Genomic DNA, 12,004 nt, shown 5'->3' with positions numbered 1-12,004 from the left:
GCTATCTGAATATGAGTGGGAGCAGGCTTGCCCCGCGATAAGGCCGGCACAGCCAACCACTTGATCACGCCTGGCCGTGATTACGCTCGAAGGTTTCGGCGCCCATGGCTGCGATCTGCCCGTCGATCAAGGCCTCGAACGGGCGCAACAACGCATCGAAGCCAGCAGGCGCTTCCAGCACGTTAAGCGCCTGCACGATCGCCTCGAGAGTGGATACGGCGCCTGGCTCAGGTGCCTTGCGCAACCGGTAGCGCGAAGGCAGGACCGCGCCCAGCGTCACCCGTGGCAACCCCTCCAGCTGCGGATTCAGGTAGAGCATCTTGCGTGCCTTGCGCCAAGTACCGTCAGGTACGATCAGCAGCAACGGCAGATCATCACCCTGCCCGTATGCATGCAAGACCTCTGCCTCATCACCTGGGAACAACAGGACCGGGCGATAATCCGCTGTCGCCAGCAAGGTCTCCAGGTCATCGAAAATCTCGCCGATCCGCAGCTCGGCATTGACCAACCCAAGGGCAGCCAGGCGTGCCGTGTTCAGGGCGTGGGCGGTTTCACTGGGGTGTTGCAGCACGACCACGCGGGTACGGCTGTCCAGGTGCGGGATCAGTGCGCAAAGGCAATGGGCGAGCGGGCGCTGGCAGCGCTCGCAGCGGGGTCTGGGCATGGGGAACTCCTTGGGGCGGGTAGTTTGCCACAGGGCAGCCATCCCCGGGTTGCTGCGAGGCATACGTGGGAGCGGGCTTGCCCCGCGACAAAGCCGGCACCGCAATCGCGGGGCAAGCCCGCTCCCACGCCTCTACTGTTACCCGCTACAGCTTCAGCGGTTGAACCGCTCCGCCAGGCTGTGCAGGTACTCCGCCATGCGCTCCAGGTCCTGGCTGATTTCGGCGCCCTGCTTGGCCTGTCCCGCGCTCTCGTCGCACAAATGAGCGATGCGTACGATCTGCTGGTTGATGTCCTCGGCCACATGGCTCTGCTGCTCGGACGCCGTGGCCATCTGCTGGCTCATGCCGGTGATGCGGCTGATGGCCTGGGCGATTCCCGACAACGCCTCCTGCACGGCCTCGACGCTGTGCACACTGTCGCTGGAGATCTGCTGCCCGCGGCTGGCGCTGGCAACCGCGCGGTCGGCACCGGAACGCAGGGTGGAGATGATGTGGTGGATCTCCTCGGTCGAGGCGCGGGTGCGCTGCGCCAGCGACCGCACCTCGTCGGCCACCACGGCGAAGCCCCGGCCCTGTTCGCCGGCCCGCGCCGCCTCGATGGCGGCATTGAGCGCCAGCAGGTTGGTCTGCTCGGCAATCGAGGTAATCACGTCCACCACGCTGCCAATGGACTGGGTCTGCTCGGCCAGGGCGTTGACCGCCTGGCCGATGTCGCTGACCGCCTCGTTCATGCTGCCCATGGCGCGCAGGCTCTGCTGCGCCAGGTCGCTGCCCTGCTGGGCCAGCTGGTCGGCGTCGCTGGCGGCGTGGGCGGTGGTCTGCACGTTATGGGTCACCTGCTGGATGGTCGCCGCCATCTGCGCGATGGCGGTGGCCGACTGATCGGTCTCGCTGCGCTGGCGGTCGAGCATCTGCGCCTGGGCATCGGACAGCCCGGCGGACTGCGCGGCCCGTGACTTGACCCCGACACCGGCATCCACCAGGCGGGTCAACGCGGTCTGCAGGCGCGCCTCTTCGCTGATGATGGCCAGGTCGAGCTGGCCCTGCAGGCCGGGGTTGTCACTGTAGGTCAGGGCCACCAGCGGGCTGGTGAAGGCCTTTGGGTGCTCTTCGAGGGTGCGACGAATCGACTGGTTCTGCCGGTGCTCGACCACGTACCAGGCCGCCAGCAGGCTGGCCATCAGCACCCCCAGCGCCGCGTAGGGCGGCAACCACAGGTAGGCGGCGGCCGAGAGCAGGCCCGCGCCGATCAATGGCCAGCCGTGGCCGATCCCGTGTCCCAGGCGTGCTGCCAGCGGGACCGGTGAGCGCCCCGCGCGCAGACGGGCGTACAACTTTTCTGCCCGGCAGATCTGCTCCCGGCTCGGCACCGAGCGCACCGATTCGTAGCCACTGATGCGGCCGTTCTCGTACACCGCCGTGACGTAGGCGCTGACCCAGTAGAAATCGCCGTTCTTGGCGCGATTCTTGACAACGCCCATCCAGGGCTTGCCCTGCTTGATGGTGTCCCACATATGCCCGAAGACCGCCGGCGGCATGTCGGGATGACGCACCAGGTTGTGCGGCTGGCCGACCAGTTCGTCGTAGGTGAAGCCGCTGATGGCCACGAATGCGTCGTTGCAATAGGTAATGCGACTGTTCAGGTCGGTGGTGGAGATCAGCCGCTGGTCTTGGGGAAAGGTTCTTTCGTGCTCGGTGACGGGCAAATTCATGCGCATCGTTGGCGATCCCTTGCTTATCCAGATGAGTGGGAAAATCATCAAAGCAAGTAGATGTTTAGCAGAAGGCCAGCATGCTAGCGGTCAAGTTTTGTAGGAAATTCGCTCGACCTGACCGAGCGGATTGAACAACGCCTGCTTCAGCCCACGTTGAGCTGGCTTTTGAGCAGGTCGCGGAACGTCTGGATCAACGGTTCCCGGCTGCGGCCACGACGAATGATCAGGGAAAACGGCGCCTGGTAACCGAAGGTGGCCGGCGACAGGACCCGCAGGTCGCCCTTGTCGACCCAGGCCTGGGCATAGTGCTCGGGCAGGTAGCCGATGTAGGCGCCGGAGAGAATCAGAATCAGTTGTGCCTCCATGCTCTCCACGGTGGCGGCGCTGTGCTTGAAGCCATGCCGGGCCAGCTCGGCCTGGCTCCAGTAGCCACGCCCGACCATGCGCTGCTGGGTGACCACCGGTTCGGGGATGCGTCGTTCGGCGAACAGCGGGTGGCGGCTGCTGCAATACAGCCAGTGCTGCTCGCGGTACAACGGCTGGTAGAGGAGCCCGCTCATACGCGAGGAAAACGCGCCGATGGCCAGGTCCAGACGATTGTCCTGCACGCCGAGCTGCAATTCATAGGGACTGGACACCGACAGGTGCAGGTGCACCGCCGGGTGTTCCTGGCTGTAGGCGCCGATGGCCTCGGCCAGCGGCAGGGCGCTGTCGCCAACGGTGGAATCGATCACCCCCAGGTTCAGGGTGCCGCGCAGTTCGCCCTTGAGCGCGGCGGCGTACTGCTCGAAGCCGTCCAGCTCGCCCAGCAGGCGCAGGGTCTCCTGATGGAACAACTCGCCCTTGCTGGTCAGGCTGAAGCCGCCCCGGCCACGGTGACAGAGCACGATCCCGAGGGCGCCTTCAAGCTGGCTCATGTAGGTACTGATCGCCGAGGTCGACAGGTTGAGGTCTCGCTGGGCGTTGGCGAACCCCTGGTGGCGCACCACGCTGGCGAAGATGCGCAGCAGTTTCAGGTCGGGCAGCGATGAGGCCATGGCGCAGGCTCCGCAGGGTGGAAATCGCCAGAGTCTAACCCGGTTGCCGGCCGATAGTTCAGAGAATCCTGAAGTAAGTATTTGTCGGTAGCGATTCTTCCCGGCCACTACCTTGCGCAGACTGCGGCGAAATGTCCCTGCCCGCCAGCATGACCAGATGATCCGGGCGCGCGGCGGCACAGGTTCGAACAAACAGAACAATCGACCGACTGATGAGGCCCACCGTGGACAAGATTCTCCACCAACCACTGGGCGGCAACGAAATGCCGCGTTTCGGCGGCATCGCCACCATGCTTCGCCTGCCCCACCTGCAAAGCGCCGAAGGCCTGGACGCCGCGTTCATCGGCGTGCCGCTGGACATCGGCACCTCGCTGCGCTCCGGCACCCGCTTCGGCCCGCGGCAGATCCGCGCCGAGTCGGTGATGATCCGCCCCTACAACATGGCCACCGGCGCCGCCCCGTTCGACTCGCTGTCGGTGGCCGACATCGGTGACGTGGCGATCAACACCTTCAACCTGCTCGACGCCGTGCGCATCATCGAAGAGGCCTACGACGAGATCGTCGAGCACAATGTCATCCCGCTGACCCTGGGCGGCGACCACACCATCACCCTGCCGATCCTGCGTGCCCTGCACAAGAAGCACGGCAAGATCGGCCTGGTCCACATCGATGCCCACGCCGACGTCAACGACCACATGTTCGGCGAGAAGATCGCCCACGGCACCACCTTCCGCCGCGCCGTGGAAGAGGGGCTGCTCGATTGCGAGCGTGTGGTGCAGATCGGCCTGCGCGCCCAAGGCTACACCGCCGACGATTTCAACTGGAGCCGCCGCCAGGGCTTTCGCGTGGTGCAGGCCGAGGAGTGCTGGCACAAGTCGCTGGCGCCGCTGATGGCCGAAGTGCGCGAGAAGGTCGGTGGCGGCCCAGTGTACCTGTCGTTCGACATCGACGGCATCGACCCGGCCTGGGCGCCCGGCACCGGCACCCCGGAGATCGGCGGCTTGACCACCATCCAGGCGATGGAGATCATCCGCGGCTGCCACGGCCTGGACCTGATCGGCTGCGACCTGGTCGAGGTTTCCCCACCCTATGACACCACCGGCAACACCTCGTTGCTGGGCGCCAACCTGCTGTTCGAAATGCTCTGCGTGCTGCCGGGCGTGGTGCGCCGCTGAGATACCCCATCGCTGGCAAGCCGGCTTCCTGTGGGAACTGGCTTGCAGCGATGAAGACGTCACGACACCAGCAGTGAAACACCCCGGCAGGAGCCATTCGGGAGGGCCATAGAGGCCCGCCAACACAAGACAGAACCGCCGGGCGCCTTGCACCGTCCGGACGGCCGATCTCGCCATAATAAAGATAATCGGGAGACCCCCAATGGCCTTGGACATCATCGTTGTACTGATCTATGCCGCCGGCATGCTCGCGCTTGGCTGGTACGGCATGCGGCGCGCGAAGACCCACGAAGACTACCTGGTGGCCGGGCGCAACCTCGGCCCGACCCTGTACATGGGCACCATGGCCACCACCGTGCTGGGCGGCGCCTCCACCGTCGGCACCGTGCGCCTGGGCTATGTGCACGGCATCTCCGGCTTCTGGCTGTGCGCCGCCCTGGGCCTGGGGATCATCGCGCTCAACCTGTTCCTGGCCAAGCCGCTGCTGCGCCTGAAGATCTTCACCGTGACCCAGGTGCTGGAGCGCCGCTACAACCCGATGGCCCGCCAGGCCAGCGCGGCGATCATGCTCGCCTACGCGCTGATGATCGCGGTGACCTCGACCCTGGCCATGGGCACCGTGCTGCAGGTACTGCTCGACGTTCCCTTCTGGATGGCCCTGCTGTTCGGCGGCGGTGTGGTGGTGGTGTACTCGACCATCGGCGGCATGTGGTCGCTGACCCTGACCGACATCGTCCAGTTCGTGATCAAGACCGTGGGCCTGATGTTCATCCTGCTGCCGGTGTGCCTGTACAAGGCCGGCGGCTGGGACGCCCTGGTGGCCAAGCTGCCGGCGGCCAGCTTCAGCTGGACCACTATCGGCTGGGACACCATCATCACCTACTTCCTGATCTACTTCTTCGGCATCCTGATCGGCCAGGACATCTGGCAGCGGGTATTCACCGCCCGTGACGAGAAGGTCTGCCAGCGCGCCGGCACCACCGCCGGTGTCTACTGCGTGCTGTACGGCCTGGCCTGCGCGCTGATCGGCATGGCCGCCCACGTGCTGATGCCAGACCTGGCCAACCCGAACAACGCCTTCGCCGAGATGATCAAGGGTCAGCTGCCCGAAGGCATCCGTGGCCTGCTGATGGCCGCCGCCCTGGCCGCGATGATGTCCACCGCCAGCGCGGGCCTGCTGGCCGCCTCCACCACCCTGACCGAAGACCTGCTGCCGAAACTGCGCGGCGGCAAGCAGTCGAGCCTGGGTATCAACCGCCTGTTCACCCTGTTGACCGGCCTGGTGGTGCTGGGGATCGCCCTGGCGGTGAATGACGTGATCAGCGCCCTGACCCTGGCCTACAACCTGCTGGTGGGCGGCATGCTTATCCCGCTGATGGGGGCGATCTTCTGGAAGCGCGCGACCACCGCCGGCGCCATCGCCAGCATGACGCTGGGCTTCGCCACCGCCTTGTTCTTCATGTTCAAGGACGGCCTGGACGCCAACTCGCCGATCTACTACAGCCTGGCCATCGGCCTGGCGAGCTTCGTGCTGGTCAGCCTGGCGTCACGCAAGCCGGTGGCAACGGTGAACCTGGCCTGACACCTGGCGCCTCATCGCCGGCAGGGCGGCCCCTTTCGCCAGGGGCCGCCTTGCCAGCGAAAAGCCTGTAGGCGACCACTCGCCCTATATAACGGATTGATCTAAAACTCTCACTTCCTGCCCCGGTCACTACCTAAGTGCCCACTTTCGCGGCACACCCTCCCCAACGGCAAAACCGGTAAGGACTTATGTGCGGATTAGCAGGAGTATTGGAAAGGGGGATTTTAAAGGCTTGCAGGGACCATAAATTACCCTCATTCCCCCATTAGAACCCTGTTTTGGTACAAAAAGTGGTACGAGAACACCGCGCCGTTTGGAGACCATTGTAGTCGGTGAAGCGCTCCTAAAAGTCGACAACGGTCAGTTGTGCATCACTGCTCTCGATCCAGAGCAGCCGCTCGCCAGAGGCCGCTATCGACCCATAGTGGTCTCTCGGGGGGGTCAGCTAACGACCCAAAAAGATGGCTAAGTGGCTTAGCAGGCCTTGAGATCGCTACGAAACAAGGGGCGATTCAAAAAGATGCAAAAACCCAGAAAATTTTCAACCCTGCTGCGACGGCGGCTTCACTGCGGAATTATTGCGTTCCCATTCAAGACCGACCAGCATACCGATGCCCAGTGACACTTTGCCGTGAGCCAAGCTCAGCAGGTAGAACATCACGCCGGCACCGGGGCGATGGAATGCCCGCCTGGGGAGCCCAGCCCGAGCGCGATTAGCGCTTGCATGTCGAGGATTTCCACCAGGCGGCCGTGCAAGGTGACTATACGCAGGGCGCGCAAGCGAGCGACCGAGCGGCATATCGTTTCCAGGCGCAGCCCCAGATAGGACGCTATGTCCTCACGCGACATGCGTAGTATAAACCTATGGGAGGAGTAGCCACGGCTTACGAAGCGCACGGACAATCCCTGCAGAAAACTCGCCAGCCGTTGATCGGCTGAGGAGTTACATATCATCAGTACGCGCTCATGTTCGCGGATGATTTCCCGGCTCATCAGGCGATTCAATCTCTGTTGCAGAATGGGAAAATCGCGTGCCAAAGTCTGCAGCGGGTGGTATGGAATGGGGCAGACTAAACTGTCTTCTAAAGCGATTGCGTCGCAGACATGGTGTTCGGTAGCAATGGCATCGAGCCCCAGTACATCACCCGGCATCCAGAAGTTGATAACCACACCCTCGCCCTCGGCATTATTCAGGTGGGTCTTGAAACTTCCGGAATGTAAGGCATAGAGGGAAGTTAACGGCGCGTTGGCGTTGAACAGTGCTGCGCCTTTCCTGATGCGAATACGCGGTGAGATTAGTGCACTCAGGCAACTACCATCGTGCGGCAAACCTGTTGGTAAGCACAAACCGTTCACTCGGCACTCATTGCACAGGGATCTCAATGGTTCTGAATGAGTAGGCGGCAGCTCGCACATGTGTGCAGGCTGAATGAGCCGCTGGGCAACAATGAGGCCCGACATATCAGGCACCCTTCGCTGGTTGGTGTGTACTGCCTGCCGACCGACCTTCCTCTGCGCTACAGCCCGTGATCAAGTCCAGTGAGTGAGGTGCGTTGAGCCGCGAATTCAAACGCTCGACAAACCGATCAGCCTCACCGGAGGTGTAGAAGCTGACACGCCATTGATCCATGTGGACCCACCAGCGATTCTCCTCGATGTTGCTCACTACGTAGACGTTCATCGGAATCTCCTGAGCATGCATGAGCAAAGAGCCGCTTTTGAGTTAGCGGCGTGATGGCGTCCCGGCCTGCAATTGCGACGAAGCTCAGGGCGTAATCGCCACTTTCATCACGCCGTTGCGCTGGTTTGCGAACAATTCGTAGGCAGCCTCGATGTCATCAAGGCGGAATCGGTGGGTGACCAGGGTGGAAACGTCAATTCGGTCGCTGGCGACGACTTCCATCAGTCGGCGCATCCGCTCTTTTCCGCCAGGGCAAAGCGTACTCACGATGCGGTAATCGCCCAATCCAGCTGCGAAGGCATCCAGCGGTATGCGCAGTTCAACGCTGTAGACGCCCAGACTAGACAATGTACCTCCTGGGCGAAGGACGCGCAGCGCCCATTCAAAGGTGGCCTGGGTGCCAAGCGCTTCGATAGAAACATCCACGCCCCGGCCATCGGTCAGCGCCATGATCTGATTCACCACATTGCCTTCCCGGAAGTCGACTAAGTGAGAAGCACCCATTTTGCGCGCCATGCTGATGCGGGCAGCAACTGTGTCCACCCCAATGATGGTGGTGGCGCCGAGCATCCTGGCGCCGGCGACGGCACAAAGTCCTATCGGGCCCAGGGCGAATACGGCGACCGTGTCACCGATTGCCACTCCACCGCGTTCCGCGCCGGAAAAGCCGGTGGACATGATATCTGGGCACATCAGCACCTGCTCGTCGCTGAGTTTGGCCGGGATGGGAGAGAGGTTGGCCATGGCGTCCGGCACTCGAACGTATTCGGCTTGGCAACCATCGATGGTATTGCCGAACTTCCAGCCCCCGCTGGCCTTGAAACCATGGGCCGTACCTGTGCCGTCCTGAGAACCACAGCCGCACAGACAAGCATTGCTGTGGCCGCTGGGCGTGATGGCACCGGCAATGACACGCTGCCCTTCCTCAAAACCCGTGACTTGCGAGCCCAGCTTTTCGATCACCCCTACGGGCTCGTGACCGATGGTGAGCCCCTTAGCCACGGGGTATTCGCCACGCAGGATGTGCACATCGGTGCCACAAATTGTGGTGGTAGTGATCTTCACCAGAGCATCCAGTGGACCTATATTAGGTATAGGTTTGTCATCGAGCACGATGCGGTTATTTTCGACGAATATAGCCGCCTTCATGAGTGACATGGCACGCCTCCGGAGCTTTCAGGATTATTGTTTGCCAGTTACAGAGTGCGCCCAAAAAGCTACTGCGTGTTGATTGACGGCAGTTACGCCGCCAGCCGGTATACCCGTTGGTCAGTGCGCACGGGAACCTAATAAACATCAAATCTGGAAGGCGGCGCTGGCAAATAATCGATTTACTTGCAGGCATGCCAATGTTGCAGCATGTTTAGCTCGCAAAGACATCTAGTGATCGCTTGACCCATGATGCGCCGCACGCCGGTCCGCGACCGGGTGGTTGCGCTGCCTGAGCCAAGGGTGTGTATTTGCACATTGTTGTTTTTGACTGCCGTGAGGGCTTTGCCAAAGTCGGTCTGGACAAGGATCAAGCTTTGGCAGTGATGCGCGTGAAGGATATGTGCAAAAGTATCGTCAATGGCTGAAAAGTCAGATGCGGTCCAGCAGTGTCATGGTAAGCACCAGGTCGATGCTTGAAAACGGCAACTGTGAATCTGCCTGAGAAGGCATTCCGGAAAGAATAGAGCGGTGAAAATCCGCTTTGGGTCGAAAGCAGCCGCTCGCGGCGAGCAGCTAACGGCCTGGGCGTGAAGTGGCCCTTCACAAAGTACCGCAATCGGCCAATAGCAGTAATGAGCCGCCGAAGAAAGCTAGGCCACCTCCGCGTTATTCAGAAGAGCTAGACTGAGCCCAGTATTTTTAATCGCTAATGGTGGCTCCCATGAAGCACTGGCTTCCCCTGCTGCTCACCCTGCCTCTGTCGCACACCCAAGCTGCGGGACCTGCCTTCAACTGCACTCAGGCCGTGGCCGGCAGCATCGAACAACAAATCTGCCAGAGCGAGCCGCTCTCGGCACTAGACCGGCAAATGGCCGAGGTCTATACGGCCGCGCAGCGGAAGGCCGGCAATGAACATCCGCCGGTGCTCAAGGCCGAGCAACGGGGCTGGATCAAGGGTCGCAATGATTGCTGGAAAAGCGCGGACCAGCCGACTTGCATCGCCGACAGCTATCGCCTGCGCATCGCCGAACTGCAGGCGCGATACCGGCTGGTCGAGGCCAACGGCCCGGTGTTCTACCAGTGTGACGGCAACCCGGCCAAGGAAGTGGTTGCCAGCTTCTTCCGCACCGAGCCGCCCACGGCCATCGTCGAGTTCGGTGACCGCAGTTCGCTGATGTACCTAGAACAGACGGCAAGCGGCGCGCGCTACCAGGGACAAAATGAGAGTTTAAGGGAGCACCATGGCGAGGCTATCGTAGTGTGGGGCAATCAGAGGCCGGAAATGCGCTGCACAGCGCGTTGAAAGCCATTTGGAGGGAGCTTATGCACCGATTTCTATGACACAGCTTGCTGACCAGCAGTCTGTTGCTGTCGTAAACCACGCAGGCCGTCAACAATGCGGAGGCGGAACTACGCGGACTGCAGGAGGAAACCCGAGAGAACCGGGGAAACCAGTCGCAATTTCTGAATCGCCCCTAGTTTCATATACGCCTTCAAGCCTCAAGGATCGTCCGCTCACTCGAGGCCGTCCGCTTTTGGCCGATTCCTGCCCTTCACGAATGGCAGGTATGGGTCGTAAGCGGACGGTCGCGAAGGGCCGCTATGAATCGAGAGCAGCCGTTGCGGAGGACTGATCACCACACCTCTGACCAGGAACGTACAACGCCTGATCTACAAACTGTTGCGATAGGTACTGTACGTAGGGAGTGCTCGGCGTATCTTCTTCGTCCCTGCGGATGAGATGACTCCAAGACTTTTCGCCTGTTGCCCATTGCAACTCGGCATCACTGTCAATGAGGTGCCGCCGCGCCCTGTGGATAAATGATCGCTCGTTCTCATGCTGAGCAAGTGCGAGGCCGCCGGCGGCGATCAAATCCGCAAGAGCAGTCTTACCGGAACCCCGTGCGCCGATGACAGCAACCAAGCCAGGGTTCAACGTCACAGCGCCGTTCGCGATCCACGGTGCATTCGTGACGGACACTGATGTGACCACATGGCTGTCCAGAGCCCCGCGGGGAGGTTCTAGGCCAATAAATACTCGTTCTTCCGGCTCGATGCAGATCTGGCGGAGCGAATCAAAAGTAAGGTCCCCTTTGATCCAGCAGCGCCGGTCAGCATCTGGCATGCCAACCTTGGTCAGGGAGTGCGCGTCTGATCCATGGAGGCAGGGCTTACGGCCGTTGTACTGACTTTCGAGCACGTCAATTGAGGCTACATCCTTACCAAGCCAGAACTGGATCTGCTTTGGATTAGAGCTGAAAACAATGTGGGCAAGCCCTTCAACATTTTTGCGCTGCGCGGCGAAAGAGCCCGATGGATCTCGCATACCAGACGAGCCATCTTTTTCTCCGCCTGCGACTGCGATCAGGGTGTTCTTCTTGATCCAGTCGTTCTTCGTCCATGCTTGTTTGAGCTGCTCAAACGTTACCTTGAACTGGTTGGCACCCTCGGAGAACGCTGCCTCATCATCTTCAACTTGCGGCTTATGAATACGGCCCAGGCGAATGAGGTCGTCGCGTTGGCATCGATAGGTCTCGCCAAGGTGAGGAAACTCAAACTCAATTAGAAACCGCTTGATGCGCTCAACGTGATCAGGGTCGTGTGGTGAGAAAAGAAGATGGAAATTTACGGCCGACCCTTTTGAGGTCTCAATCCCTAGTCGTAGCTCGACGTTCGGGAAGATCAAGCCAACGCCTGACAACCGTCCCTGCTCCTTGAAAGCAGTAACCTGTTGGTAACGCTCAATGCTGAAGTAATCGGTGATGCCCAGCGCACGAATTGGCGGATCTGAGGCTTCAATCGTGTCGAGGAACTCCTTCCAGCGGTCCTTCCCGAGGTACTGGTCATTCAATGCCGTGCCAGGGGTGTGGAGATGTGGGTCCCAACGGTGCCACAGAGAGCCAAGGTCGCTTTGGATATCAAAATCGCCCGACATGAGATTCCCTTCGATTCCCACCATATTGAGCAATCTACAAGAAGCCGGTTCGCTAGCCTAGT

At 61.2% G+C, this 12,004-nt stretch carries 10 protein-coding genes and 1 pseudogene; 3 read left to right on the top strand and 8 right to left on the bottom strand.

Annotated elements, in window-relative coordinates; translation table 11 throughout:
* Positions 1–64 precede the first annotated feature (64 nt).
* From DFS21_RS15675 to DFS21_RS15665, 4 genes and pseudogenes are all read right to left on the bottom strand, one after another.
* Entirely contained in the window at positions 65–664 is a 600-nt protein-coding gene (locus DFS21_RS15675) for a tRNA-uridine aminocarboxypropyltransferase (RefSeq protein WP_110701041.1), read from the bottom strand.
* Positions 665–817: 153 nt separating this feature from the next.
* On the bottom strand, positions 818–1,846 hold the full coding sequence (locus DFS21_RS15670; protein WP_371041529.1) for a methyl-accepting chemotaxis protein: 1,029 nt from the start codon (positions 1,844–1,846) through the stop codon (positions 818–820).
* Between the two features lie 255 nt (positions 1,847–2,101).
* Positions 2,102–2,377, bottom strand: a pseudogene (locus DFS21_RS27310) (PAS domain-containing protein); the annotation flags it as partial.
* Between the two features lie 146 nt (positions 2,378–2,523).
* Positions 2,524–3,417, bottom strand: a complete 894-nt coding sequence (locus tag DFS21_RS15665) for a LysR family transcriptional regulator (RefSeq protein ID WP_102684298.1) — start codon at positions 3,415–3,417, stop codon at positions 2,524–2,526.
* 224 nt (positions 3,418–3,641) lie between these two features.
* Between DFS21_RS15665 and speB the strand changes: the two genes are divergently transcribed.
* Both speB and DFS21_RS15655 read left to right on the top strand, forming a co-directional pair.
* Entirely contained in the window at positions 3,642–4,592 is a 951-nt protein-coding gene (gene speB / locus DFS21_RS15660; RefSeq protein ID WP_110701047.1) for an agmatinase, read from the top strand.
* 202 nt (positions 4,593–4,794) lie between these two features.
* Positions 4,795–6,174 carry a sodium:solute symporter gene (locus DFS21_RS15655; protein ID WP_046854592.1) on the top strand — a complete coding sequence of 460 codons (1,380 nt, stop codon included), beginning with the start codon at positions 4,795–4,797 and terminating at the stop codon, positions 6,172–6,174.
* 657 nt (positions 6,175–6,831) lie between these two features.
* Here DFS21_RS15655 and DFS21_RS15650 read toward each other — a convergent pair.
* The 3 genes from DFS21_RS15650 to DFS21_RS15640 form a co-directional block, all read right to left on the bottom strand.
* On the bottom strand, positions 6,832–7,590 hold the full coding sequence (locus DFS21_RS15650) for a cyclic nucleotide-binding domain-containing protein (protein WP_371926861.1): 759 nt from the start codon (positions 7,588–7,590) through the stop codon (positions 6,832–6,834).
* Between the two features lie 46 nt (positions 7,591–7,636).
* A complete protein-coding gene (locus DFS21_RS15645) occupies positions 7,637–7,855 on the bottom strand; it encodes a hypothetical protein (protein WP_111532637.1) in 219 nt (72 codons plus the stop codon).
* Positions 7,856–7,939: 84 nt separating this feature from the next.
* On the bottom strand, positions 7,940–9,013 hold the full coding sequence (locus tag DFS21_RS15640; protein WP_111532636.1) for an NAD(P)-dependent alcohol dehydrogenase: 1,074 nt from the start codon (positions 9,011–9,013) through the stop codon (positions 7,940–7,942).
* A 715-nt stretch (positions 9,014–9,728) separates the two neighbouring features.
* On the opposite strand from DFS21_RS15640, the gene DFS21_RS15635 reads away from it, so the two are divergent.
* Positions 9,729–10,310 carry an MliC family protein gene (locus DFS21_RS15635; RefSeq protein WP_111532635.1) on the top strand — a complete coding sequence of 194 codons (582 nt, stop codon included), beginning with the start codon at positions 9,729–9,731 and terminating at the stop codon, positions 10,308–10,310.
* A 297-nt stretch (positions 10,311–10,607) separates the two neighbouring features.
* On the opposite strand, the gene DFS21_RS15630 is transcribed toward DFS21_RS15635, so the two are convergent.
* Complete coding sequence (locus DFS21_RS15630; RefSeq protein WP_178082025.1) at positions 10,608–11,966, bottom strand: hypothetical protein; 1,359 nt, start codon at positions 11,964–11,966, stop codon at positions 10,608–10,610.
* Positions 11,967–12,004: the final 38 nt, after the last annotated feature.

Source organism: Pseudomonas sp. 2848 (genome assembly GCF_003253945.1).
Taxonomy (GTDB): domain Bacteria; phylum Pseudomonadota; class Gammaproteobacteria; order Pseudomonadales; family Pseudomonadaceae; genus Aquipseudomonas.
The sequence above is the reverse complement of the archived record's forward strand: the minus strand, read 5'-3'. Positions and strand labels throughout refer to the sequence as shown.

Excerpts from the sequence above, each read along its gene's own strand:
- DFS21_RS15650 (WP_371926861.1), bottom strand. The coding sequence starts at position 7,590 with ATGTGCGAGCTGCCGCCTACTCATTCAGAACCATTGAGATCCCTGTGC.
- DFS21_RS15655 (WP_046854592.1), top strand. The coding sequence starts at position 4,795 with ATGGCCTTGGACATCATCGTTGTACTGATCTATGCCGCCGGCATGCTC.
- DFS21_RS15630 (WP_178082025.1), bottom strand. The coding sequence starts at position 11,966 with ATGGTGGGAATCGAAGGGAATCTCATGTCGGGCGATTTTGATATCCAA.
- DFS21_RS15665 (WP_102684298.1), bottom strand. The coding sequence starts at position 3,417 with ATGGCCTCATCGCTGCCCGACCTGAAACTGCTGCGCATCTTCGCCAGC.
- DFS21_RS15640 (WP_111532636.1), bottom strand. The coding sequence starts at position 9,013 with ATGTCACTCATGAAGGCGGCTATATTCGTCGAAAATAACCGCATCGTG.
- DFS21_RS15645 (WP_111532637.1), bottom strand. The coding sequence starts at position 7,855 with ATGAACGTCTACGTAGTGAGCAACATCGAGGAGAATCGCTGGTGGGTC.
- DFS21_RS15670 (WP_371041529.1), bottom strand. The coding sequence starts at position 1,846 with ATGGCCAGCCTGCTGGCGGCCTGGTACGTGGTCGAGCACCGGCAGAAC.
- DFS21_RS15675 (WP_110701041.1), bottom strand. The coding sequence starts at position 664 with ATGCCCAGACCCCGCTGCGAGCGCTGCCAGCGCCCGCTCGCCCATTGC.
- DFS21_RS15635 (WP_111532635.1), top strand. The coding sequence starts at position 9,729 with ATGAAGCACTGGCTTCCCCTGCTGCTCACCCTGCCTCTGTCGCACACC.